Origin of the sequence: Glutamicibacter sp. AOP12-B1-11 (assembly GCF_052379245.1) — a bacterium.
Taxonomy (GTDB): domain Bacteria; phylum Actinomycetota; class Actinomycetes; order Actinomycetales; family Micrococcaceae; genus Glutamicibacter.
In genome coordinates, this window is record NZ_JBQSYL010000005.1 from 137,595 (window position 1) to 164,011 (window position 26,417).

Consider the following 26,417-nt stretch of genomic DNA (forward strand, 5'->3'; position numbering starts at 1 on the left):
TTCAAGGAGGTGACCAGCAATGACTCAAACTTCATCAACACTCAAAGCCACACAGCTGCCAGACCAGGAAACCCTTGCCCGGGCTGTTTTCCAGGCGAAGAACGCAGTTTCCTCAGTGCTTGGCCCGACTTTTCGAGATGGACTTGACGACGTACTTCAAGAAACGTGGATTTCTGCGAAGAAGTCATTACCGAACTTCGACGGTGCAGCGTTGCAAGCATGGGTGAACACTATTGCTCGTCGCCGCGCCAAGGACTACATCGCCAAAGTGGGGCGATTGCGCGAACATCAGGACAAGTTCGAGCATGAATCGACTAGCCGCTATAAGTCCAGCCTGTCGTTAGTTGCTGAGGATTTCTCAGAAATGGTCAGTGACCAGCAGGCCGCTGCGGGGCGAATCGGAACGCTGCTGACCTACGTGGAATCTTTCATCCAGAATCAGGCCACATGCTCTCGGGCGTTAGCGCTGATCACAACCTATGGTGACCAGGTTGATGTTGCGGCCCGAGCCATGACCGTCAGTGAAGATACTTTGCGTTCTTGTCGTCGAGAGTTCGTGCGCTGCGCGGTCGTTGTTTCTCGGGCTCTGGAAGCCAAGGAACAGGGTCTGAAACCGAATATGGATGTTCTGATTGATTGCCTGCCAGGCTCTGGAGAATCAGGGGAGTGGGTCGCTGAGTTCGTTGCCGACGTATTGGCGTGCGGTGGATTTGCCAAGGTGGATATGCCGCAGTTGATGGGACGCACCGGGAAGAGCTACAACACGGTACGTCAATATCTTCACGATGCCCTGTGGCTGCTGCGTATCGCGGTCACGGTACTCACTCCGGATGAAGAATAGGGTTCCATGCAATCCAGACACATTTGATCCGGCCAGGGGAGATACGACAGCGATATCAAAAATAGAACTAACGCATTTCGAGGGGCATGACGATGGACGACAAACAGGGTGTGGGGAACGAGCTGGATAACGCGGACTTACTGGAAGAAATTCGGCAGCTTCGACAGGAAGTCGCTAACGTCAAACCGCGCCGGGGTCTAGTGCGACGGGTGCGTGACAAGTCCAAAGCCTGTGGGGCATGGCTGATCAATGGGTTGGCTCCCGTTGGAGAGGCAGACCAGGTAAGGGAGGAAAGCACTGTGGTTCAGTTCCTCGCGAAGCGGATGCGGACTCGGCGCGGTAAAGCGTTGATCCTGGCGATCAGCGCGGCAGTGTTTGTTTTCTGGGTTGGGTTGGTTTTGGCGATCATGATGTGACAGCTGCAGATGGTGGGGGAGTACGGTAGCGTGCTTCCCCTTTTTTGTGCCCTGAAATTCTCCATCAATCTGACACACAGATGCATCGACACTTTCTGATCTGCAATTGACCGCTCGGAAACGAGAAAGAAATGGAGTAAGACATGGATAACATCCCAGGGCTGGAAGACAGCCCACTGATCGATGTGGCAGGCATGTGGCTCTGGATTGGCTTTTTGGTGTGTCTGGTTGGTCTTGTCGTCGGTGCGCTGGCATTTGCGTACGGCAAGATTCGGGGCCGTCGTGGTTTCACCCAATCCGGTTTGGTTGCCGTACCCATCGCCTTGGTGGGTTCAGTGATCCTCGGTGGCATCAACGGGGCAGTGGCTTGGTCATCGACAAAGGAATTCACGATGCAGGCTTTGCCTGAAGACGCGCAGTCTCGCTCGATCACGATCGAGAAGGCAGCACCAAAAGTGACATGTTCCGACACCATCAAGATTTCGCATTCCTGGAGACAGGACGAAGCATCGAAAAATGATCGAGAAAGGGCTAACTATTTGTGGCCCAAGCTCGTCTCTGACGAAGATGCTGCCAAGCATCCAACAGTCCTCGGTTTGGAGTACATGCCCCAGGGCCCTGACTGCAGTAAAGCGAACGAGGTTGCTCAGACTTGCACCAACGTCACTGTTTGGGTCGAGAAGGAAGACAGCAAGCCGATGCGGCCCGGGGACCAAATCCCCGATGCGATGGACCCGGACAAGCACGAGTATCCGGCTCGTGGCTCCAAAGACTGCTAGATCATCACTACACGAAAAGGAAATAAGAGATCATGTTGACCACGATTTCAACTGCGGCTTCAGCATTGGCCGCCAAAGCGAATGTTGGCGTTTTAGCCAAGACGTCCGGTTACAACCCAAACATCGGCGTGAATGACGACGTTCCAGGCGCTGCTTTTGCCGCCGATATGGCCGGTGGCGTGTTCTTCTACGCCTACATCGGTTTGGGCGTGGCCTTGGTGCTGGCTGGTTTGTTGTGGGGCTTGGGCAAGCTGTCCAAGAACCAGGGAATGCAGAGTATCGGCATTGGCGCGGTGGTCACGGTACTCATCGCTGCGGTGCTTGTTGGTTCGGCCAATGGTCTGATCGCTTGGTTCTCAAGCCAGAACCTGACCTAAGCCAACCGCCACAACAGTAAGGAGCGCCGTCACATGTTTGATGACTGGGGCAAAACAATCCAGGAATGGATGAATGGATCCGTTGAAGGGTTCGCCTACTGGGTTTGGATGTGCATCAAGTCCGCATTTTCCTACTCGGATATGAACGATTCATGGTGGATCACCGTCATCGGTGGAACTGTGACAACCCAAGTAGGTTCGGTATCCAGCGAAGTCAATCATCCGGGGATGCTCAACGTCATTGCTTTGGCGGCGATCCCGGTGTTGATTATCTTCATCGTGATCCAGCTAGCCATGTCAATGTGGCGGCGTTCCACTGTAGGCCTGATTCGGGCCGCACTAGCGGGATTCTTTGCGATCCCGACGACCTATATTTTTACCGGTTTCCTCTTCTTGTTCATCAAGGCAGGAGATTGGCTCTCAAACTTCATTCTCGAAGTCGGTGTCGATGATGGTGAAGCAGACGCGATGGCATCAATCCTTGCGCTCTTCGGACTCAGCTGGGATCCGACCAACGAACGTGTCTTGCTGGACGAGAACTACCAGCAATGGGCCATGGCGAAAGACCCGGAGAACACCGGTGGAGCGCTTGTCGGGCTCGTGATTATGCTGTTTACGTTCATTTGCGCGTTCTTCTTGATGATCATGATGGTGTTCCGCACTTACGCACTGGTGGTTATGGCGGTCTTCCTACCGATTGCCGTGTATTCACTAGCCAATGAAGCGGCTAAAGGAATCTTCATGCGGTGGATGAGCGTCGTGATCGGTTTGATCCTCGCTAAACCTGCGGCCGCTGTGATGATCAAAATTGGTTTGACGATTTCCAGCTCAGCCGACGAAGCATTGCAGATGGCAGCAGGAATCATCGGGTTGCTTATCGGCGGGATGACACCACTGTTTGCTGGAGCATTCGTCAGCTTCGTCAACAACAACTCCCACGGAAACATTGATTCATCTGCGGTTGGCCATGGTGGAGGGATGGGCCGTCGTGTCGGCAACATGAGCCGCTCGGGACGGCAGAGCATCGGTAACGCTGGCCGCACACTGAGTCGCGCTGTGCGACGCCGATAGAACAGGAACGGAACTATGTCTGTACAAGCTGCACCCACCGAAATTTCGTCATCGTACAACGACGCTCGCTTCGGCCGCCGGCCACGCACAGGTGTCTTCATGGGCTTGGGCTGGCTCCAAGTCATGCTGGCCGTCATTACGTTGCTCCTAGCCGTAGGCTCGTTCATCTCCCGTGGTTTTCCCCGCGGAATCATTTCAACAACGCTGATCCTGATCATCGGCGCAGGGCTCATTCTTCCCACATATTTTGGGCGTTCGGTGCCCTCATGGATTGGAGTATTTTTCATGTTTCGCTTCCGTAAGGCTCTCGGGCAGGCTTCGTACCGTCGTAAGCTGGACGGCCAGGTAACTGCCATCGTTTCGGATAACCCCGACGAGGAATCCTCGGACGCGCTGCCCAAAGGTCACACGATGGTTGATGGTGTGCATCGCGATAAGAAGGGCCGCATTGTTCTCGGGGCACCCTCACGCTTGCACCTGCCAGGCGTGGATGACCAGGTTGAGCTTTACACCACGCCGGATGGTTTCGCGTTTGCCTACGACAAGGCACGGCAGCTAGGGCTGATCACGGCGAAGCTGACAACGACTCGCGCGTTCTCCATGGAATCTTTCGACCGCAAGATGGCACGCACAGGGGCTTTTGACGATGCGTTGACCGCGTTTGGCATGATCGAAGGCTTGGCGCTGATCCAGTTAAGTGACCAGACTCGGATGCTCTCCAGCCGCAATATCCGTGAATATTACGAGCACCGCATTGAGAAAGCACCGGTCGCTATGGAATACGGCGAAGAGGTCAAGCTTGCCGGAGCGCAGATTGACCCGTTCTTGGACTCTTCTTACCGCGACTTAGCTGAGTCAGCGCATACCCAATCAATACACGAACAGTGGATGGCCTTGGGGTTTAGCGCTCGTGAGTTGAGCGCCGAAATTGAGGAAAATGGTAAGGGAATTTCAGGGTTCGTTGAAGCGATCATGCAGCGTCTGGGCTCGGTCAACGATTCCATGCAGCAAGCTGGTGTTCTCCTGCAGCACTGGCACGATCCGCGTTCATTCGGTGCGCTGATCCGTTCAGCGTTTGACCCTGAATCCACCATCGAAATTAGTGAGCGCAGCGGAAACTTTTCCGGGGTAGAGCCAAACGTTGCTGGCCCCATGGCCGTAGAAGTGCATTGGAGCTACCTGCAATCTGATTCTGGGTTTCATCGGGTGTATTGGATTTCGGAATGGCCCCGTAAAAAGGCGCGGATGGGCTTCCTCGAAGCTCTGGTATTTGCTGGCGACTTCCCTCATACGATCACCCAAGTTCTGCGTCCGGTCACGGTTGGCAAGGCACTGAAAAAGATTGAGACCCGCAAGACTGACTGGGACACCACCGATAGGTTCCGTCAGAAGTCGGGCCGTGCAGCATCTCGCCAGCATGACGCAGAGTTCGAAGACATTGAAGGCGTGGAAGAGCAGCTCGTTGATGGGCACGGCTCGTTCTACATGACTGGACTAGTGACAGTTTCCGGGGCGACCAAGGGGGAGCTGGAACGAAACTGCGCCAAGATGAGAGACGCTGCATCACGTTCTCGTATTGAATTGTCGCCAGCCTACGGTCAGCAGGATTCAGCGTTCAGCGCTGCTGCTTTGCCACTGGCGAAGGGAATCAACTTAGGGGTGACGTTGCCATGGTAAAAACCGTTGTCGGTGTTGAAGCGCCGGGAGAACGCAAGAGTTTCCGTAATCTGAAAGCATCTTTGATCAAGCAGTTCCGCAAGGAACAGCGCGAAGCATCGCAGCAGACGGGCGCGCGCCTGCCGGAAGCTGAATCGAAGTTCAAAGAGCTGTCGCAACAAGAGAATCTGGCGTTGATGCTCAAGTACACGCCACAGATGTTCTCGTTTTCTACATTCACCATGGCGACCGCGTTACCGTTCGTTTCTGGCCCTCAAATGTCGACAATGGGCCCGTTGATCGGCAAAGGCATGTATGGGTCGGGGCCATTCCGCTTTGACCCTTGGGAAATGTATAAGGCCAACAAGATTTCCAGTATGTCCGCGGTGCTTCTGGGCGCGGTGGGTGAGGGTAAATCGTCGTTGGCGAAATCCATTGCTCTGCGCTTCCTGCTGCACGGCCGCAAGCTTGCGGTGATGACTGACTCCAAAGGTGAATGGACTGCCGTTGTGCAACGTGCTGGCGGTTCGGTGATTGAAGTAGGGCCAGGACGTGACGCGCGCATTAACCCGCTGGATCCAGGAACACGTCCCTCACGGATGACTAATGGCGAGCTGATGACGGACGAAGGGTGGAAGTCCATGGTTCGCTCGCGCCGCATGAGCCTGTTGAAGACCCTTGTCGGCATCTTGGTACTCCGTGATCTTGAATCGACAGAGCACTCGGCGCTGTCTCACGCACTGGATGCATCGGTGGAGAAATACGGGACCGAACATGTGGTGTTGCCGCATTTAGTGGACTTCCTGCGTAGCCCTGACCCCGATATGGATCCAGCACTGCGCAAGGCTTATCTGAATTTGAGCTATGCACTAGACCGCACCAAGGAAGGTGACCTGGCTGGCATGTTCGATGGGCCGACCACAGTCGCTTTTGATGCCAGCAAGCCTGCAGTTTCCGTCGATACCTCGGCACTATCCGGTGCTAGTGCGGAAGCGAAGCGTATTGTGTCGGCCTGCGTGGGTAACTGGGTCGAAGCGATGGTCACTAACCCTGATGGTGGCCAGCGGATCTGCATTTATGAGGAAGGCTGGGACAACATCAACTCCGAAGCTGACCTTGAGCGTATGGTCGTTTCGTGGAAGTTGGCTCGTCATTACGGCATCTTTAACCTCTTGGTGATTCATAAGCTGGGCGACTTGAACCTCGCCGGTGACTCAGGTTCACGCATGAACACGATGGCGCAGTCACTGTTGGCTGATGCTGGTATCAAGATTGTTTATCGTCAGGACGAGTCGGAACTCAAGCATCTTTCCGACAAGCTGGGTCTTTCGGATCGTGAGTGCGACATTGTGCGTTCTTTGAAAAAGGGGCAAGGTCTTTGGCGTATCAACCAGGACTCTTACTGCGTGGAGAACATCCTGACAGCAGCCGAAAAGGATTTGCTGAATACGGACTCGCGCATTGTTGAGGGACTAGCTGACGAGGAATGGGACGAAGCAGCATGAACAAGTCATCACGTGACCCTGTCCTGATTGGTGCGGCGATCATCTTGCCGATCATCCTTATTTTTGCTGTGGGTGGGCAGCTGGGCATTTTCTTCCACTGCGGACAGTTCGGACGTTTCGGCAAGTTCCCACCGGTCGGTATTTTCACGAATCAACTAGATCAATTCGCAGCGACCGGTGACGGTTGCTATGCCCAGGGGCCGGCCTTTTGGGTTCCGGTAGCGGTCCTGTTTGTCGTTGCTGTGGCGATTGCCGTGACTATCTATCTTTTGGTGGATCGGTATAAGCAGTCCGACAAGTATTTCGTGAAGCAGCTCAAGCTGCGTGACGGTATCGCAAAATCGCCGGAAGTCGCTCGATTCTTTGGTGTGCGACGGGCCAAGAGCATGGGCAAGACCATCCGTCCATCCCTAGTGCAGGGCAAGAAGAAAGCCAAGAACGCGAAGGATGTTGCACTGAAAATTGGTGTCTCCATGTTGCGAGACGTGTGGCTGATCCTGGAAGAATCCATTCTGCTCATTGGTGCGCCCCGCTCTGGTAAAGGTGTGCACGTGGTCATTGCCGCGATCTTGGATTCTCCCGGTGCGGTCGTCACGACATCTACTCGCGCTGACAACTACGCTGCCACTTACAAAGTTCGTGAAGAACAAGGTTCGAAAGTGACGTTATTTGATCCGCAGGGATTGACCGGTCAGAAGACGACGTTGAAGTGGTCACCCATTATTGGTTGCGATAACCCGCTGACTGCACAGCAGCGAGCTAACTCTCTGATTTCTGCATCAGGGCTGGGTAAAGGTGGATCGAATGAAGAATGGCGTGCCCCGGCTGTACTGATTTTGCAGTCTTTGCTGCACGCGGCCGCCGTTGGACGTCGCGGTATGGATGATTTGATTCGCTGGGGCAATGACATGGGTGCGGCCCGTGAAGCAGTCGATATCATGACGAACAGCCCACAGGCAGCTCAAGGTTGGGCTGGTGCGCTGGGTGATGTGATCGAAGGTGACGCCAAACTGGCCGGGTCAAAATGGTTCGGTGTTTCCAACGTCATGGTGGGTCTGTCTGTACCTGAAATCCGTGAAGTGATGGATCCTAAGAATGAGTCGGAAATGTTCAACATTGATGAGTTCATTTTGGGCCGTGGCACGCTGTACTTGGTGGGCACAAAAACTGGTGGTGGTTCCGTTGGTGCTTTCCTGATTGCCATGATGGATTCGATTACTGAGCGTGCCCGTGAGATGGCGGCGAAACTTCCTGGTAACCGGCTTGATCCGCCGATGACTCTGGTACTGGATGAGATTGCGAACATGGCTGGTGCATGGCCTGGACTCACCACGTTGATGGCAGATGGTGGTGGTGTTGGTATTGTCCCGATTCCGGTGTTCCAGTCGTTGGCTCAGGCACGCGATAACTGGGGTGTGGAAGCGTCCAAGAGTATTTTTGACGCGGCGACGATCAAAATTCTTCTGGGTGGTTCTTCTAGCAAGGAAGACCTCGATATCTTTTCCTCGCTGATGGGTACTCGTGAAATCACCAAGGAATCAACGTCTTACGGTAAAGACCACACGTCGTATTCTGAGCAACGGCAAGACGTTGCGGTGTTACCGGTAGATGAATTGCGGCGCTTGCCCTTTGGGTACGGAATTATGTTCGGACGAACGTCGCGGCCGGTATTCCTAGAGCTGCAAGGTTACTGGAACCGTAAAGATGCTAAGAAGATTGGGTCGTCCAAGAAGTCTTACGATCCAGCAGCGTCACAGAAGGATCGTGCAGCATCTCCAGTATCAACTACGGTTGATGACGAGCCGGTGTGGTGATGCGACATGGGGATGTCGCTGCGACGTTCAGGCAATCAGGAATACCGCGGGTATTTGCGTTCTCGTGCCTGGGGCTGGCGGCGGCAGCGCTGGTTTCGTGACTGCCGAATTAAAGGCGCTGAGCCTGCGTGCCAGGTCTGTGGGATACGGCTTGAAACGGCGGGATCTTTGGACTTGCACCACGTTTCCTATGACGGTGTCAGGAAAGATGACCAGGGGAACTGGGTTGCACAGGAAAAAGACGAGGATTTGATGCCATTATGTCGAGAGCACCACAACCGGTTGCACCAAATTATTGATGAGCACGGGCGAGACTACCAGGGGTGGAACCGCCGTCGTGCCAGTGTCGTGATCCTGGGAAGATTGCGACGTGAACACTTGCGAATGAAAGACCAACATGACTCATAACACCGCTGAAATACACTGCTTCATCTGCCATAACCAAGAGCGTGCACGGCATTGGCACTCTACGGAACATTCCTATCTGGATCGTGCTGAATGTAGAGCTGCAGCACAGGAAGAAGGGATCTGGTTGTGTTCGGTGTGTGAGGAAAGCGTGCACCGATGGATGAAGCAGAACACTGATGTTGAGAAGTCTTCCGACCAGGCAGTTACGGTCATGATTAGCCGGTTGAATGATGCGATTTATCAACCACGGAAGACACGACGGCGGAACACTGAACAAGGTGAAGGGGAAGAACGATGAGTACGAAGTCCGAGGTTCCCGATACGTCTGGTTGGACGGACAAGCTGACCGATTTCGATTTTTCGGAGATGCCCGACGAAGAAGTGACTGAACCTGAAACCACGCCTACCCCTGTCGTGGGTTCGCCCTTGCCCTCTCACGTTGATTCGGAGGTTGCTGTTGAAGCAGCAGGGGAAGCGAACCTGTGGATGGGGATTCGGTTCGATGAGATTCCTGCCGAACTCAAACAGAAAGCTTGGACAGAGTTGCGTCGCTGGGTCGATCAGTTTCTGATTCAACAGAATTTCACCGATGTGGTGGCAGCTTGCTGGTTCCAGCACCCTGATGCGGTCAATGAGTTGTATGCGACGTTGTGCGCCGAATACAAGGTCTGGGAAGAAGGAGCACCGAGCGTCGGGCCGTTCTTGTCGTTCCAGTCGTATTTGCCAGGATTGAAGCAACGGCTGCGTGATTCGACAATGAAATCGTGCTTGTCGTCCAAACGACATAGCTGGGATGTACCAGCACCTTTGGCGTATGACCAGGAAGCGTGGGAGAAAGTCCGCGACACCGTGACCGACGTGGTGACTGTTCAACGTGAAGATCAGACGGTGGAAGTTCGGGCGAAGGTCAAGAACGAAGAACTCGCGGCGACCTCCCCGGCCCGAAAGATTGGGCCAGTCCGGCAACAAGATCGTGTCCTACCAGCTGTAACAGTTCGTGACCGGGCGGCTGCGGGTGAAGTCCTAGTGCAGGTGCTTCGGCATCGTGATGATGAGATTCAGTGGCAGATCCAGCATGATGGCCAGTGGGAGCACCTCGACGTTGAAACCACTGACGACATCGTTGACATGAGCGGCGAATAAAAAAGAACATTCAGGAGCGACACAAGAGTGGGGATGAACAAGCTTTAGCTTGTTCATCCCCACTCTTGTCTGTGGCGGGTTAGTTTTCGAGGTCGTTGGCATCCACCAGAATGCGTGTTTCACCTAGCGGGGAGTGAGTCTTAGCGGCCGCATAGAACGTTTCGCCGGGAGCCAGCTTGCGAACACGACTCTTAAGCTCACGCCACACAGGTGAGCAGCTATTGCACGCTTCAGAATGAGCAATCCGGTCAATAGGAATCCAATAGGGCGAATCAGCTACCGCCAGCAAGCAGATGATTCCAGTCAAAGGATGGGCAATGGCGTAGGGCTGATTCTCGTCGTTGCGCACCAGGTTGATCACCGGGGATACCTCGCCGTCGGGGTGCGCGTGATTGAGCAAGGGTATATAGAGCGTATCGCCGTGAGTCGTGAGGTGATCAAAAATGGGTGCCGCGTATTCCTCAGCTAGTTCTGGAGCTAGTTTTGAAACTTGAGACATGGCGTGATCCTTTCGAGTTGTCTATCGGTTGATCAGCCTGTCGCCTCAAATTTGTGTGTCACTAGCCCTTCTCCTCTGAGTATCGATTCATTGAGGTACGTAGCAAACCCGAACACGAAAGCGGAGATGACAATGAGAATGGGCCCCAAGACCGTTACCGGTAATCTCGCCGATAACCCCGTGTGGCAGGAAGCCAACGGCAACAAATTCTTGACCATGTGCCTGCTGGAAACACAGCGGGTGCAGAACCGTGAAACCAGGCAGTGGGAGGACGGCGAAACTACTCGTTACGACGTGGCCGTTCGCGATCTGCGCATGGCTGAGAACATCATGCAGTCCGCTGGCAAGGGGGACCGACTCACCGTATCCGGCCAGTACGATCTGGCTCCTTATGTGGATAGTAAAGGCGAAGCGGGGATGAATCATCGGATCTATGCCAGTGAAGTGGCTGCATCCATGAAGTTCAATCCCGTACAGGTTCCTGAACGTCAAAAGTCGGTCCAGCAATCGCCAGACGTTGACCAGTGGACCCCACATCAAGGGCAGAATGCGCCGGCCCAGGCGCCACAGCAGTCCGCTCCCGCACACGGGGGAAATGCGCCCTCACAAGTATCACGTTCAGGGGAAGCACAGGCGTTTGGTGCTCGCATGACCGATCACTTCCGCCACCAGGGCCCGCCACCGGTAAATCCATCATCAACTAGTGGCCCATCGTATTGAAATTTTTTAGCCAAGTAGCCCCGCATAAATAGTGTGGGGCTACTTGACTTATCCAATGATCCATCGTGTTATGTAAAGTAAGCAGGTTGTAATGGCCCGGTTCAAGCCACGGCAGGAAGAATCGTTATTCGATTTCGACGGCGAAGCATTCCAGATCAATGAGGAGATTATCAATGAGCCAGAACCCAGCATCAACGTCACGGATTCTGAGCCAAGACGATCTGAAGGGGATCGATCTGACGCTCAGCGGTCAGGTGCAGCCGACGTCGTTGATCCACGAGTGGGAGACGAACCCGGACTCGTGGAAGACTCCGGAGAGCTGCCCATGGGGCAACCTCGTGGAGGACTTCAACCAGGAATACGAGAACATCTCGACGATGCTGGACGAGATTCTGTTTCACCATCCGCAGATGAGCGAAGCGTTCCAAGACTCGATGATGAGCAATCTGATGTTCAAGCGGGGCATCATGAGTCCGGCATTCCCAGCGAAGTTCACGCACGAGATGTTCAAGAACGCATCGAACACGGACAAGGCGACCTCGCTGGCCGCGATGGACGTGATCACGCAGGAAGTCGTGGAGTTCCTGAACCTGGAGGGCAAGCCACTCACAACGGACGGCTCGCTGCCGGATCTGCGCCTGTTGAAGGGCAACAGCAGCCAGAAGTAACCGAACCACGCGCTGTAGAGCGTCAAGGCCCGGTTCCTGCCCGATATGTGGGGGAACCGGGCCTTGACGCGCCACGAAACGAACGTGAGCGCGTCCTCTACAACCTCGACGCACTGGAACTGCTCAACACACTCAATGAAGAACACCGTTGGCCGAGCCCCCAAGAGCAAGCTGTACTGGCCCGATATGCATCCTGGGGCGGCGCGTCCAAAGTCTTTGAAGAATTTCGGGAGGATTGGAGCGCCGAACGTGATCGTTTGAAGTCGCTAGTTGACGCCGAAACCTACCGGCAGTTGAGCGCAACAACCTTGAACGCTCACTTCACTCCCGACGAGCTGGCCAGCTCCATGTGGTCAGCGTTGAAACAAGCCGGATTCACCCAGGGGCAAGTGCTCGAACCCGGATCAGGTAAAGGAACGTTCATCAAGCACGCTCCTGACGGGGCCCAAATGGTGGGCGTGGAAATTGATTCTGTGACCGCACAGATTTCTAGTTTACTCGCACCGGATGCCCAGATTCACCGGGAGTCTTTCGGTACTTTTACTCGTGATAACGAGTCGTTCCACGCGGTGATTGGCAACGTACCATTTGGTGATTTCCGTGTTCCTGACCCGAAACACAATCCAGGTCGCTACTCGATCCACAATCACTTCATCAACAAATCACTGCAGCTCACCGCACCGGGCGGTTACGTCGCGGTCATAACGAGCTCCTACACGATGGATAGCCTTCGGGCGACAGCTCGCACAGAGATGATGCGTCACGGCGACCTAGTGGGAGCTGTTCGATTGCCTAACGGCGCATTCCGGGCTTCGGCCGGAACTGACGTGATGGCCGATGTTCTGGTGTTCCGTGTCCGTGAAGCAAACCGGGAACTCGCTGACGGAGCATGGCTCAAGACGGCCGAACTAGAAGTTGGCGATGAACAGGTGGCGGTGAACCAATACTTCATTGACCACCCAGAGAATGTTCTAGGACAGTGGCAGACACGCTCAACACCATTCGGTACACGCACAGCGGCCGTTTCGAATCCGGACATGAGCACTCTTGGCGCGCAACTGGAAACCTCACTGACGAGAATCATCGAGAACGCTAAAGAAAACAACCTCGGGTACAAACCTGAAAATGTTGTGGCCCCAGAATATGAACCGGGACTCCGTGAGGAAGTCGTTCTTACCCACACCATCGGCCACGTTCGATACGAGAATTCGGCCTTTGAACGCTACGAACCTAATGGGACATGGGCCAAAGTTGCCGTCGCTAAGGGGCGAATCCAAGAGTCACAGCAACTTTTGGGTTTGCGTGACGGGGCCGTGAAGCTCATTGATCTGCAGCGGACTAACGCTGATCCGGCCCAAGTTCTAGAAACTCGCGAAGAGCTCTTGGAGAATTACACGGCGTATGTCGCAGAGTTTGGTGCGGTGAACCGATCTGAAAATGTTTACACCAGTCCAACCCAGAAGGCTCAAGAGAAGGCGTTCGCCCAATTGGAAGCTGACTGGCGGGGAACATTGCCTGACGACGGCGATATCGCACCAGAAGACATGCCTATCCCTGCCGACCTCGCTGAACAGTGGCAAGACGAAGTTTCAGAAGAACAACTAACTCGCGTCAAGCAAGAACACCTGAAATTCTTGAAGTCTGATGCCATGACTGGGCTACTGACCGCCGTTGAAAAGTACAACGTCGAAACGGGCGAAGCCGAACCAGGGGACATCCTGCTCAAAGACGTAGTGGATCTGCGTGCCCGTCCTGAATCTGCTGAGTCGGCGCAGGCAGCCGTGGCAATCAGCATGGATGAGCTGGGCCGGATTGACGTTGAGCGTGTCGCCGACCTGTTGTCGATAGATCAGGAACAGGCACTTGAAGCGTTAGAGCCGTTGTCGTTCAAGAATCCGGAAACACACGAACTCGTACCTGCAGTCGTTTACCTCTCTGGGATGGTGCGAGACAAGCTTGATGCTGCGGTGTTGGCTGCTGCGGAGAATCCCGAATACCAGCGCAACGTTGAAGCGCTAGAGGATGCGTTGCCACCGAACATTCCCATTGACGACATTTCGGTTAATCCTGGCGTGCGGTATGTTTCAGCAGAAACTTATACCCAGTTCGTCCGCGAGACGCTGCAACTGGATGCGAAAGTTGCTTGGAATGAGACATCACAGTCGTGGGAGATGGAGAAGCCGAAAAAGCATAAGTGGGATCCGAAAGTACAGTTCGATTTCGGCACTGAAGCTCGCAGACCAGATGCGATCATGCTCAATGCGCTCAACGGTACCGCACCGATAGTGACCTTCAAGGACGCTGAGGGCAAGCGAGTCAAAGACGAAGTAGGTACTACTGCTGCGCGTGAAAAACTAGAGAAGCTCAAAGTTGAGTTCCGAAACTGGGTGATTGCTGACCCAGAACGAGCACAAGAGGTAGAGAACAACTACAACCGGGCATTCAACTCTCTTGTCGCGCCGAACTATGACGAGCTGGCATCAGAAATGAACTTTCCTGGGCTGGCTAAAGGTCGGGTGCCTTACAACTATCAACGCGCTGCCGTCGCCAGAATTGTTAACGAGCCAGCCGTCCTACTTGATCATGTGGTGGGCGCTGGCAAGACCGGCACGATGGTGATGTCATGCATGGAACTTCGACGCACCGGCATTGCCAACAAACCGGCGATTGTCGTCCCCAACCACCTCGTGGAGCAAGTCGGCCGCGAGTTCAACGAATGGTATCCAGGGGCGCGGGTACTCACCATTGAAACGGGAATCAACGCAGTTGATCGTACTCGTGCTGTCGCGCAGGCCGCTGCCGGGGACTGGGACGCAGTGGTGATCCCGCAGACGACATTCGAAAAGATCAAGATTGATCCGTTGCGTACTGCTGAATGGCTTGAAGAGGACATTGACCGGCTGAAATCGCAGCTCAATGGTGCGGATGAGAAGCACACCAAAGCGATTGAGCGTGAGGTGAAGCGGCTTGAAGAACGTTACGACAAGCTCTCGGCAGAAAAAGATCCAGGCGTGACGTGGGAACAGACTGGCATTGACTATCTGTTCGTGGATGAAGCCCACAATTACAAGAATCTTGGCCGTACTGCACCATTGGCTGAACTGAGCTGCGGGATCACGAACCGCGCCCAGGACTTGGACTACAAGCTACGTACGATGCGTGAAGCAAAAACTGAAGCGGCCATCGCTACCGGACGCTACTCGGAATCCTACGTTCCAGCAGTAGCAACGTTTGCCACGGGAACACCGGTGGCGAACAACATGTCGGAGATGTGGGTAATGCAGCATTACCTGCGCCCAGATTTGCTCAAGCGTGCTGATGTGGATTCGATTGGTGCCTGGGCGACAACCTTCACAGTGCAAGGGCAGGTGATTCGCCCTAAGCCTGCTGGCGGTGGCTACGACCAGATCATGAAGGTCAAAGAGTATGTGAACGTCCCGGAGTTGGTGGGCTTGTCGGCGCAGTTCACTGATGTCGTCACCACAGCACAGCTCACCGCGAAGCTGCCAACCCTGCGTTCTGAGGAACGTTTGTTGAAGCGGCGCGAGCCTGAACCAGCCGTTGAGCTCTACATTGATTCTTTGCAGGAACGTGCTGAGCTGCTCAAAGGTACTCGTCCTGAAAAGGGCGGTGATAACATGCTCAACGTCGTCAACGATGGAAGAAACGTGGCTCTGGCTGCTGAGCTTGCTGGGCTGGATCCCGAGGAAGATGGCGGACGAGCACGGCAGGTTGCTGAAACCATTTTTGCGGAGCACGAAGCTACCAAGAACAACCAGTACATGGATGCACACAAGAATGTTCATCCAACATCAGGCGCGTTGCAGATCGTTTTTGCTGACAGGGCGACGCCGAAAGCTGACGGTTCATTCTCGATCTATCCCAAGATCAAGGAAGAACTAGTGGCTTTGGGAATGGAGCCTGAACGTATCGCGTTCATCCATGATGTGAAGAATGGCCAGCAACGGGCACAGCTCTTTGAAAGATGCAGAACCGGGCAAGTGAACGTCATCATTGGTTCGACAGAAAAAATGGGTACAGGTACGAACATTCAAGCCAGAGCTATCGCCTTGCACCATGTCGATGTGCCGTGGCGGCCGGCCGATGTTGAACAGCGCGAGGGCCGGGTCATTCGCCAGGGTAACCAGAATGACCATGTGGAGATTTACCAGTACGCCACTGATAAGACCTTTGACGTGTACATGCACGATGTGATCGCGAAGAAGGCCGCATTCATCAAACAGCTCAAAGTCGGTGAACAGGTTAGTCGCACTACCGAAGATCCATTTGGCGGTTTGGACATGTCTGCTGCGCGTGTTTCGGCCGCGTTGAGTGGTGATCCTCGGCTGCTTCATTTGGCAGAGTTGGAAAGCACAGTGAAGGAGCTGGAACAGCTTTCAGCGGCCCATACGAATGCCAAACAAAACGCACGGCTCACCCAAGCCTTGAGCGAGTCATCGTTGGAATCAGTCAATAATGCTATCGCTGATTTGGAAGCCAGAATCCCAGCTTCCGTGCCGACACATGGTGACCAGTTCACGTTTATCAGTTCCACGGGACAACACTTCACGGAGCGAGTTGAAGCTGCGGCGCACATCCGCCAGCGGATGGTGGATTCTTTGAATCCGGGTGCCGATCCTCAAGAACGTGCCCTGGGCACGCTTGGTGGCCATTCATTCGTGTTCAAGCCCACTCCTCAGTTCGATGACGTTCAGTACGGGATTCAAGGCTCACCAGTCGTCAAAAGTCTGAGCCGTGGCGACATGGGCAGCGCTGAGACGGACTACGGTGTCGTGACCAGGCTGGAAAACTATGTCACTGGTATGCCAGCCGAATTGGACCGGCAGCGGGGCCGAATAGATGAACTATCCGGTAAGATCGCGGCCGCGCAACAAGTCCTCGACAGCACCTTTGACCGAGCCCAGGAGCTGCAAGAAACACAACAGGAATACAAGACGTTGCTTGCCGAACTAGGTGAACAAGATCAGGATAAGGCCGGTGCAGATGAACTGTCCCGCGACCAGATGATACTTCTCTATGGCCAGATACCGACAGGATCTTTGGACCAGGTAGCGCGGGCCGGGGACATAGTCCTCGATGGGAGTAAGAACTACAAAGTAGAAAAACTGGATAATGGTTCGCTCTACGGTTTCGAGTTGGACTCAGAACCTTCTCAATCGACTATCGCGTTGAGGGGGTATAGCGACGTGACTGTCGTGACCCGATACAGGGAAAACCTGACTGAGAACGAACAGAACGTACTGAACTTCAACCCTGAATACGATCTGATCACCTATCGCCGGGATGAAGTCCAAAACGGTGAGCGCGTATCAGCTGACTTGCAACTGCAAGGTGGCGGGACGAAATCAATGACTGGCATTGTCCAAGCTCGTGGGCAGGACTTCTACCCTGACGGGTCAGAAGAGATGGTTCCGTTCATTCCGAAAGGCCCGATCCTGCGTATCGATGTGACTAACCCGGAGAAGATCGCTGAGGAACAGGCCAGGCTGGAAGCTGAACGGAACAAAGTGCGTCCCAGCGATTTGCTCCCGGGCGATATTTTCGTTGACGACGTTCCCTATCTCGGTGCTCATGCTGGCGACGTGATGCGGTTACACGAACGTTATAGTTCGTTGCAGAAAACACCGTGTAGTCCTGATACTGGCCAGCCAAGAAAAGAACCACGCTATTACGACCGCGGGGAGATGCCGGATCACATCAGCAGGGTTTCGGGGCGTGATCTGACGGCTGATGAACGCCAGAAAGTGCTACCGGAGCCATCGACTACGATTGTGGAACTGCGCCAAGGTGACGCTGTGCGACTCAAGGATCTGGATACCGCCAGGACTGATGACTACCCAGTACGGATCGTTGAAGTCTCTGGCAGGTACAGCTCAAAGATCAGTGTGAACTATGCAGATATTGACGGTTCAAAGCATGAGGTCAAGCGCAAGGATGATCAGGAGATTGAGGTGTTGGCTCGCCGTCACGGCGCACTGAATGCTGTGGAGCTGTCCTATCTTGCCGGTGCTGATCAGGGGGCTGAAAAGAAATTGGCCTATTACCTGTCACAGGATGACCAAGGCAGGTACGTCACTGGGACAGACTGCAGCACTGGTGAGAACTTCCAAGGCGTATTCCAACGAACCGACGAACACTCCGGCCATGTGATCCTGCTTGATGAAAATATGCGACCAGAGCGGCATCGTGTAGAGCCAAACACAAGGCTAGTGGTCAGTGACCAGGAAATATCGTTGGCTGAATTGCCTTGGGCTGACACCAGCACTGAAACTGCAGCACCGAATGGGCAAACCGCTGAACCTGAACGGGTAGACGTTGATCCAAACCAAACAGCTCATGAACAGGAGCCTGCGTTCGCCGGAGCTGTGGTGCCAGACCAACCGGCACAGAGCGAGATGAGCCAACGGCAACGAGGTAAACCTGATCCAGCCGTGGATCATCATCGGCCACCACTGCCGCCGGCGGGGCCCGGGGCTTCCGGGCCAGGTCTGGGAATGTAGAGCACAAGACGATGGGAGCTACGCCAATTAGGGCGTGGCTCCCATCGTCTTACTTCGCGGCTTCCGGGCTCTTCTTGCTGCGTGATAACGATTCGCGAATAACATCGAACAGGATCAAGCCGACTGCGACGACCGCAGTCAGTATGGTGCCCAGCCCTGAAACCATTCGGTCAAGAATGATTCCTACATCGATCAAGGCATGAACCGTAACCATAATCCACAAACAGCCGAACCGTTGGTAGATGTAGATTGTTCCCGCTGCCCACAACGGCACCCACAACATGTCGGGGAAATAATAGAGATGGAACGACGTGCGCAAAATGATCGCGGTGAGCCACGCTACCCAAGGCTTGTATCCTGCCGCGTAGAGCAACACGATGATTCCCGCAGTAAAAACAACTTCCTCACCTCCGGCACTGATCGAACTCGCAAGCTGTACCACGTTATCTTGAGGGGTTTCCATAGCTTGTTTGGCATCGATGTACCAAGGCGTTCCGACAGCAGGGATGAGGTGGCCGACGGCATCCGAGAGTGACTGGGCAACGTATAGGAGCGCGATGTATGCGCCTACCGTGAAAGTAGCTGCGTAGGGAGTACGTGCCGATTTTTTGGTGAGCCCAGCAGCAGTGGGGGAAACACCTGCGTAGAACTTGATGAGAATGAGCGTTAAAACGATGATGCAAAAGAGCTCAAACAGGTTACCTGCGGATCGTTCAATTGCGGTGCCCCAGTGCGTGATTGGTTCAGATGGTGGCCGAGCATTGAACATAGCCAGAACGGCGGTGACTGAACCTTGACCCCAACCGATAGTCCACAACGCGATGATGGCCAGCCAGACGCCACGACGACCAGGGCGTTGGGTCGGGGTGTCTTGCAGGATGGGGAAACGTGGTTTTAACTGTTCTTCGAGCGGTTTCAATAGTTCCTCTTTCTATCTGACTTTGATGATTCCACATGGTTTAGGAAATACCGGGTCCATGCTCGTTGTCGGGAGCTTGTGGTGGGTAGTTCGGCGCCTGGGGTGTTTCGGCCGTGGTTGGTGATGGCGGGAGCGGTATCAGCTTGTTGGGTAGGTCAGGTATGTCGAAGAAATCAGCTTTGGGATCTTCCATGTCCTCATATAGTGGTGCTTCATCCCAGGAATCATCGAAAGGAATATCCTGCCACTCTGGTGGTTCTTCGGCAGAGAATGGCACCTCGGCATATGGGTCTTCGGGAAGCTGAACTTCTTGGCCGCGTTGGCTTGTTTCTTCCGGTTCGTTGCTTGTGACGGGATGATGACGATGCTCGATGTTCTGTTCATTGGCCGGGGCTGTCTGCTTAACTTCTGGCAGACGTTGCAGGTGAGAAAGCTCGGATAGCGTCCGGGCGTAGAACGTGTGCATGTACCGGTTTTGTTGTGGATGAGGTGCTACTGCCAGTGGCTTTTCTGCATCGTCTTGGTCGGAGACGCTGCGCCAGGCGCAGTGGATCCGGATTGCTTCTTCAACGTGGTCTGGATATTTGGCCGCGACTTGTTGCACCCATTCGGGATTTTCTGCGATGGTCATGATGGTCATTTCGTCCAGGCGCTGATTCATCTTGGTGGTAAGGCGCTGCTGAGCTTCGGCCTGATCGTCGGTTGCTGGGGTGTAGGTGGGCACGATAGCCGCGAAATTTTGTGGTGTCTCTGGTTCTTGGGCGTAGGTCAGTAGTTCGGTGATAGTGATGTCGTCTTTATCTGGTGGCGATGTCAGGTTCAGTGCAAGGTCTGCGCGGACGAGCTGTTGCCAATATTCTGAGGATTGCAGCGCTTGCAGCTGGTCACTCCCGTAGTGTTCGGTAATCCAGGCGATGGTTCGGGTGCTGCGTGCCACGTCGGCTAGGTAGACAGCTTCGTGAGCCATGCGTCCGTAGTCTTTGGCCCATCCATGCTCGGCGTTTTCGATTTCATGGGCGGTTTTTGTTGCTGTTTCTGTGCGCAGGATTCCGGCGAGAACTTCCATGCGTTTCTCGGGCTGTACCTTGCGCATGATGCCCCACTGATCGGGGGTTTCTTCTTCCTCGGGAATGTCCACATAAACGTAGTTGCCGTGTTTGCCGCGTGTCATGGCTACATAGAACAGCTCGCGGGGGATCCTGGACTGTGCGACGGTATGGCAAGTGTCGACGGTGACTCCCTGGGCACGGTGTGCTGTGGACGCGTAGCCAAGCTCAACGCTGTTCTCCAAATAGTCGGCGTCGAGGGTGATCGTTGCGTCGTTGTCGGTTCTGTGCCCGATGGCGGATCCATCGTCGTGTATCTCAGTGATGCGGATACGAACACCGTTGGCAATAAACGCACCGTTGGAGTCTCGGAGGTTTCGGTTATTCTTGCGTGCCAGAACGACATCCCCGATACCGGCTTGTGTGTCTTCGCGCAGGGTGACGACAGTGTTCAAGTCAACCTGGCCAGCATCAACAAGGTCGAGCTGCGCTTTGGTGTTCATATCGCGCACTTGTTCGTTGGTGGCTCCAACCATGAGGGAGTCTTTGCCTGCCAGAGTGTCGGTGATCCATGCTTGGTAGGCATTTTCGGTTGCGTTGCTGTCTTCGTCGCCGATGATACGGCCGTGTTCCTCGTAGATCTTGAGTAGGTCTTTGCCATCTTCAGAGTCAATGTTGGCTGACCGGAGTTTGAGAGACGCTTTAGCTTCCCAATGTTCGGGGGAAGGCGCCTGTCCTTCGTCGCGGAAACGCCAGACCTGGTTCAGTTGTGAGACTTCTGCATCGCGTTCCATCCACCCAAGGAATCCTCCTGCATCAATGGCATCGAGCTGTCGAGGGTCACCCACGAGGAGGACTTTAGCGTTGACGGCCGCTGCTTGCCGGTTGAGTTCTGCCAAGGTGGCAGTGCCGACCATGGATGCTTCATCGACAATGACCAGTTGCCCGTCGTGCATCGTGTATTTGGCTTGAGCCGCATATTCGGCGGCCAGCTTCGTGGTGAGTGCATCGATTTGTTTCAGTAGGCCGCGGTGCTTTCGGCTGGCCGCTGTGGGTAGTTGTTGATTGAGTGCGTCGAGTGCGTACTGTTGGGTTTGGATTCTGGAGATTCGGCGGGCGGCACCATCGCCTACTGATTCGTAGAGCCACTTGGCCGTGTTGTCGGTGGGTGCTTCAATTTCATCGCCAAGAACGCCAGCGGCAACGGCTGACGGGGCCAGCCCAATCACAGATGCGTCGCCGTGGTGTTCTGTCCAGAGGTCACGGATTGCTTTCATCGTCGTCGTTTTGCCTGTGCCAGCGGGGCCGATGATCGCGTCGAGTGCCTTTCCACTGGTGAGCACGTTGGTTGTCGCTGCAGCCTGGTCAGAACTGAGCGCGTGGCCCTCTTTGGTGCGCATGGTCGCAACCTTGTCGCCTAGTTCTGCAGCACTGATTCCTGGTGCGCTGGCCGTGGTGCGTTCCATCAGGAACTTTTCATCGTTCATGATCTGCTCGGTCGTGTAGATTCCGGCGTGCTTCTTGTGCTCGAAGATGGATTCCCCGCGCAGGTTGAGAGCAGGATCAAGGCTCATTCGTGGGGATACTTCACGTTCAGGTGAGAGGACGACGGCCTGTGCCAGGGCGGCTTCGGTGATCCGCTCGGTCAGTTGTTCACGATCTTCGGCCCTGTGGCAACGTACAGTGCGCAGGATGCGTTCGGTGCTGGCCATAATGTTGGCACGTGTAAATGTAGTGCGGCGAGTTCCGGTGTCGGTCAATACCCAATGTCCGAGCCGATCAACGGTGTCTTGATCGAGCATGGAGGCGGTGATCGTCGGTGCGTCGTGGCCGGTGCTGTCGCGGACCAGTTGAGCTGGGTCGTAGTGCAAGGCTTTAGTGCGTTCGCGCCAGGTCGTCATCTTGTCGGACAACGATATGGGGGAGTCAGCGTCTTTCGGTTGCCTTGTTTCGAGTGTCGCCTGTTGACGCAGACGCAAGACAATGTGACGCGGAGGTTCCTCTTGTCCGTTCGTTTCGCACCATTGCTTGATCAGCTCGTCTTTGCGTTCGGTGATCATGCGGGAGCGGCTTGAGAATTCCTTGATCAGATCATCGGGAATTCCTTCGAGCTCCACACGGGCGTTGTAGGGTTCGTAATCAGGTTCCGTGGCCAGTTGCTCGTGTTCGTTGAGGAAGTCGTGAAGTTGCTGGGCGGATGCGGCTGCTGATTGATCGCGTACTTCAGCGACGGCCCCGGCTGTTTGGTATAGGCGGTCGTAGAGCAGGGAGTTGTAGCGTTCGGAGATCGCGACGACGTGCCGGTGCAACGTATACGAATCGATTGTTGTCCACTGGCCGTCGCTGGCACGCTGCACACGGTTATGAATGACAGCGTGCGTATGGAGCTGAGGATCACCGAGACGCGAATCTGAATGATCAAAGAGCGAACCGACGATTCCATTGGTGGCCACGTGAGCGACACCGCCATGGCCGGCACGAGTCTGAACGACATTCTTCTCGGCCCAGGCAAGTGTTTCGGCAATTGCATCTTTGTGTGCCTGGTGGATCCGTCCTTGCAGTTCGGGGTCAGCGATAGCCCACAGCGCAGAGACGGACTTGGGTGCGCTGAAGGTGAGGTCGAAACCGTGGACGGGTTTGCGCGTGGATTTGGCCTGTTCACCTTTGGGCGTTTTCGCTCCATCCGGTGTTTTCTGTTCCTTGATCGGTGGGCGGCCGAGCTGCTTGTTAGTGTATGGGTCGATCATGTCCTGATAGAGCTTTTTTGCTGCCCATGATTCGACCTGCTGCCCCTCCACCATGCCCGTGCTGGCCAGTCCGGAGCCGAACCAGGTACCTGCCGGGTCGCCTGACTCGGTGTAGTAGCTGGTGAGGTCTTTAGCGTTACCTAGTTGTGCGCCGTCGCCGCCTGCCGCGGTGGACAGGTAGTAGTTGATGGACATCTTCGAGATGCTAACGGTCATGACTTTTGTCCTTTCGCCCAGGCTTCATAACTGGACATGGTGGCGAGGATTTCTTGGTGTCGTTTCTCGGTGGGCCGTCCACCGGTGCGCCGATAGAGTTCTCTGGCCAGCGTGCGCCATTGGGTGACGATGACTCGATGCTGATCCCGCTGGACTTTGGCAAGAGCTAAGGCTTGCTGTGCACGGGTGTATTGATCACGCAGTTTCCCATGAGCTGCCTTGGCGGTGTTTAGCCGTTCGGACAGGGTGTTGATGATGGTGTCTGCCTTAGCGATAATTTCTCGCTGGCAGGCAATCGTCTCGTCTTTAGCATCTTCAACGTCAGCGACAATCTCTGGTGTCGGTGACGTTTCTGCCAATGTCGCGGACAGGGTGTCATTGTCTTTGCGGGTTCGCGGCCGTTGGTGTCGCAAGCCCAACGTGTCGTCGAGTTGTCGAGATACCTGCGCGACAAGGTGTACGAGTGTCGCAGCGTTGTCACTGTCGCCGGACAGGGCGCCGCGCTGCAGGTGAGCTGGTGCTGTCGTGGGTGCAGCCCATGTCGCGTCATCGAGTCCGACCAAGTTCAGCTGATGTCCAAGTTGGGTTAGGAGCGTGTGAGCGTGACGGTACTTGGCTCGTAGTTCCTGATGCTGAGTTTGGAAGTACAGCAGTGAGCGTCGCCGCTCGTCGGTAAAGCTGTTCAGCTCTTCGCGTGCTTTCTTCGCATCGCGGCGATATCGCATTGCACGGTCGTGAACCTTAGCCAATTCACCCTGGGCGCGAGAGAGCTGTTCGCGTAACTTCTCGTTTTGAACGACCAGTACATCGGCAGGTGCTGCCTGGGGCTGGCCGCCGCGTTGACGGGCTCGGTTCTGGCGCATTCGGCAAGCGTCGTCGCAGTATTTGCGGCGCTTGTCCGTGCCTGCCGGAAACGGCTCGTTGCAGGCTTGGCAACGGTGGTTTTTTTCCATGTCTTTGTATCGCAAGCAGGGGCTTGCGATACGTGTCATCCCGAACGCTTGCGTTCGGGTAGTGCACCTCGGTGCCAGACGTGTGATTGGTTTTTGGGTGAGTTGGGCATGGGGTGAACTGCTCGTGTGTTGGGCGGCTGATTCTGTGGGGTTTCTGGGGTGATGGGTTCTCTTTCTGGTTGCTCATTTTTGGTGACCGTTAGGTTTTTGCTTGGTGCTGTATCTCTGGTTCGGTGGCTTCTCTGTGGGTTGGGTGCGGATGGTTTGAGGTGGGGATTTTCTGTCTGGGGCTGGTCGGTTGTATTGGGTTGCTGGTGACCTATTGGTTCGTTTCGGGAACGCCTGGATAGAGTCTTGGCTTGCGTGGATTGGCTGGTTCGCCCGTACGAAACGAAGCTGTCCATATGCGACGGTCACTGAACTAAGCGCTGCCAATGTCCTAAACCTGGAGCATGTGGGCAGGTGTTCACCATGGGGTCCAGTCGTCCACATGTGTGCGACAAAAGACCGCTTTTTATCTTTTGTCGTGCCCATGTGGGCGAGGGGTAAGACGACGCTGCCGACGACGTCTCGCTGTCGCATGGTCTTGTCCTACTTGTCCTGCCGTTTGTCGTGTCGTCGGGTGCACGACAAAACTAGGCTGTCCATATGCGACGGTCGCCTGTCGCCAAGGTTGTCGTGTCCGAGACCTGACGCTTGTGGGCCGGCGGTCAGGTGGGTCCCGTCGTCCACATGTGTGCGACAACAAGCAGCGGAGCGATTGGGCTTGTGTCGTGCCCATGTGGGCGAGGGGCCAGAAAACGTCACCCCAGCGACAGGGCGACAACGTCATTGATCGCTGGCGGTGACACCTGGATGGGGCTCCTCTTAGATTCGGCCGGTGTCACCGCAAAAGAATCTGCAGGGTAAAAGTAAGGACTGCTCGCCACGGTGCGGTGGCAAGCAGTCCTTGGGGTGACCCCACGACAGGTCGTCCCGGTTTATTACAGATAGGAATGAACGCTACTGATCGTAGCAGCGGAAAATTTCTGGTGTGCGCTGTGTATGTCTTGACCTCGACGGCACTAGCGGTGCCAACGTTTCTATGTCTGAGGTTTGCCTGCAACGTTTTGCCGGAACTCCTGTCTACATGTGTTTTGGGACGAGCAGCTAGTGAGTCTTCTCGAACAAAAGCAATGTTATAGGGAAGCGATTACGCCTTCGCCATTTCGTTGAGCTTCTCAAACCATGAACGAACTTCTCCGGTCGGATCAGAAGCATCAAGTAGTTCAACTGTCATTTTTCCGAATCCCAGGTCGGCTAATTTTGACTTAACGACTTTCTCATTCATGGGGCGGACTCCTGACGTGTTACGGCTGGCTTGCACAACAGCGTCTGGAACATTGATCTGTGGAGTGATGGCAATTTGAATCCCCAACGCTTGTTGAACTGCGTCTGGATGGAGGTAGTTCTCCATCATGAGTCGGTTTGTGATGTATGCAATCGATCCATCATTTCGTGCATTCACTTCATCTGCAGCGTTTCTATAGACTTGTACGTCGCCGTCATATAAGTGGAACTCTTTGCGTCCGAGGCCCATGAGGTATCTATTGCTGACCCATTGTCCAAGCGTCCCGCCACCTTGCGGTACGAATGCAAACCTTGGGTCTTGCGAAAGATCCGGATACTTGTCTGGGTCATTTTCATTGAGGCACAGGGATAAACGTTTGAGGGAAGTTACATCGTGGGGGCCTTCGACGCAAATGAGGACAACGACTCTGTTGTCCGGTTGTACGCCTAGCTCATCCGCCATTTCAGCCCAGGTGTCTTCTGTGCCATCGGATACGAACGGAATTCCTGTAGTGGGATTTTTGCGAACGTATCGGAGACTATCTGCAGGAAGATGTGACACGAAGCCTGGGCTATGCGACGTGAGGATCAGCTGCGTACCAGGGGCCTCAGACATGGAAGTGAATGAGTCTAGGAGGATCCGTTGATTTCGTGGGTGCTGCGAAGTCTCGGGTTCCTCAAGCGCATATATGACTGACGCTCTATCGTTTTCTTCAAGTTTACGTTTTGCTTCAGCTTTGAAAAAGCTGACCAAGACAAGGCGGCGAACACCTGACCCACGTTTGTTAA

General features: G+C 54.7%; 17 protein-coding genes. 12 read left to right on the forward strand and 5 right to left on the reverse strand.

What is annotated here, in order from left to right; all coding sequences use genetic code 11:
- Window positions 1–19: 19 nt before the first annotated feature.
- The 9 genes from ACT3UQ_RS04525 to ACT3UQ_RS04565 all read left to right on the forward strand — a co-directional run bounded on the left by ACT3UQ_RS04525 (window position 20) and on the right by ACT3UQ_RS04565 (window position 10,010).
- Window positions 20–841, forward strand: a complete 822-nt coding sequence (locus ACT3UQ_RS04525) for a sigma factor (protein ID WP_441687834.1) — start codon at window positions 20–22, stop codon at window positions 839–841.
- A 92-nt stretch (window positions 842–933) separates the two neighbouring features.
- Window positions 934–1,257: a hypothetical protein gene (locus ACT3UQ_RS04530; RefSeq protein WP_441687835.1), complete on the forward strand. Its 324-nt coding sequence runs from the start codon at window positions 934–936 to the stop codon at window positions 1,255–1,257.
- Window positions 1,258–1,400: 143 nt separating this feature from the next.
- A complete protein-coding gene (locus ACT3UQ_RS04535) occupies window positions 1,401–2,036 on the forward strand; it encodes a hypothetical protein (RefSeq protein WP_441687836.1) in 636 nt (211 codons plus the stop codon).
- Window positions 2,037–2,068: 32 nt separating this feature from the next.
- Window positions 2,069–2,413, forward strand: a complete 345-nt coding sequence (locus ACT3UQ_RS04540) for a hypothetical protein (RefSeq protein WP_441687837.1) — start codon at window positions 2,069–2,071, stop codon at window positions 2,411–2,413.
- Between the two features lie 33 nt (window positions 2,414–2,446).
- Window positions 2,447–3,484: a conjugal transfer protein TrbL family protein gene (locus tag ACT3UQ_RS04545; protein ID WP_441687838.1), complete on the forward strand. Its 1,038-nt coding sequence runs from the start codon at window positions 2,447–2,449 to the stop codon at window positions 3,482–3,484.
- Between the two features lie 123 nt (window positions 3,485–3,607).
- Window positions 3,608–5,161, forward strand: a complete 1,554-nt coding sequence (locus ACT3UQ_RS04550; protein ID WP_444636545.1) for an SCO6880 family protein — start codon at window positions 3,608–3,610, stop codon at window positions 5,159–5,161.
- Window positions 5,155–6,645: a conjugal transfer protein TraC gene (locus ACT3UQ_RS04555; RefSeq protein ID WP_441687840.1), complete on the forward strand. Its 1,491-nt coding sequence runs from the start codon at window positions 5,155–5,157 to the stop codon at window positions 6,643–6,645. Before ACT3UQ_RS04550 ends, ACT3UQ_RS04555 begins: the two co-directional genes overlap by 7 nt.
- Window positions 6,642–8,459 (forward strand): type IV secretory system conjugative DNA transfer family protein, encoded by a 1,818-nt coding sequence (locus ACT3UQ_RS04560; RefSeq protein WP_441687841.1) that lies wholly within the window; start codon window positions 6,642–6,644, stop codon window positions 8,457–8,459. The genes ACT3UQ_RS04555 and ACT3UQ_RS04560 overlap by 4 nt, the downstream gene beginning before the upstream one ends.
- Before the next feature lie 702 nt (window positions 8,460–9,161).
- Entirely contained in the window at window positions 9,162–10,010 is an 849-nt protein-coding gene (locus tag ACT3UQ_RS04565) for a hypothetical protein (RefSeq protein WP_441687842.1), read from the forward strand.
- A 79-nt stretch (window positions 10,011–10,089) separates the two neighbouring features.
- On the opposite strand, the gene ACT3UQ_RS04570 is transcribed toward ACT3UQ_RS04565, so the two are convergent.
- Window positions 10,090–10,509 carry a hypothetical protein gene (locus ACT3UQ_RS04570; RefSeq protein WP_441687843.1) on the reverse strand — a complete coding sequence of 140 codons (420 nt, stop codon included), beginning with the start codon at window positions 10,507–10,509 and terminating at the stop codon, window positions 10,090–10,092.
- A gap of 138 nt (window positions 10,510–10,647) precedes the next feature.
- Here ACT3UQ_RS04570 and ACT3UQ_RS04575 point away from each other — a divergent pair, with 138 nt between their 5' ends.
- From ACT3UQ_RS04575 to ACT3UQ_RS04585, 3 genes are all read left to right on the forward strand, one after another.
- Window positions 10,648–11,229, forward strand: coding sequence for a single-stranded DNA-binding protein (locus ACT3UQ_RS04575; RefSeq protein ID WP_444636546.1), 582 nt, complete (start codon window positions 10,648–10,650; stop codon window positions 11,227–11,229).
- Between the two features lie 173 nt (window positions 11,230–11,402).
- Window positions 11,403–11,897, forward strand: coding sequence for a hypothetical protein (locus ACT3UQ_RS04580; protein ID WP_441687845.1), 495 nt, complete (start codon window positions 11,403–11,405; stop codon window positions 11,895–11,897).
- A 47-nt stretch (window positions 11,898–11,944) separates the two neighbouring features.
- The gene (locus tag ACT3UQ_RS04585; RefSeq protein WP_444636547.1) at window positions 11,945–18,418 is read left to right on the forward strand and encodes a helicase-related protein; all 6,474 of its coding nucleotides are present in this window, start codon (window positions 11,945–11,947) and stop codon (window positions 18,416–18,418) included.
- Window positions 18,419–18,467: 49 nt separating this feature from the next.
- Here the strand turns inward: ACT3UQ_RS04585 and ACT3UQ_RS04590 are convergent, their stop codons facing one another.
- The 4 genes from ACT3UQ_RS04590 to ACT3UQ_RS04605 all read right to left on the reverse strand — a co-directional run.
- Window positions 18,468–19,337, reverse strand: a complete 870-nt coding sequence (locus ACT3UQ_RS04590) for a CPBP family intramembrane glutamic endopeptidase (protein ID WP_441687847.1) — start codon at window positions 19,335–19,337, stop codon at window positions 18,468–18,470.
- Window positions 19,338–19,377: 40 nt separating this feature from the next.
- Window positions 19,378–23,346, reverse strand: a complete 3,969-nt coding sequence (mobF, locus tag ACT3UQ_RS04595; protein ID WP_444636548.1) for a MobF family relaxase — start codon at window positions 23,344–23,346, stop codon at window positions 19,378–19,380.
- Window positions 23,343–24,209 (reverse strand): hypothetical protein, encoded by an 867-nt coding sequence (locus ACT3UQ_RS04600; RefSeq protein ID WP_441687849.1) that lies wholly within the window; start codon window positions 24,207–24,209, stop codon window positions 23,343–23,345. The genes mobF and ACT3UQ_RS04600 overlap by 4 nt, the downstream gene beginning before the upstream one ends.
- A 1,282-nt stretch (window positions 24,210–25,491) precedes the next feature.
- The coding region (locus ACT3UQ_RS04605) for an ATP-dependent nuclease (protein ID WP_444636549.1) at window positions 25,492–26,417 on the reverse strand (926 nt) is incomplete at its 5' end.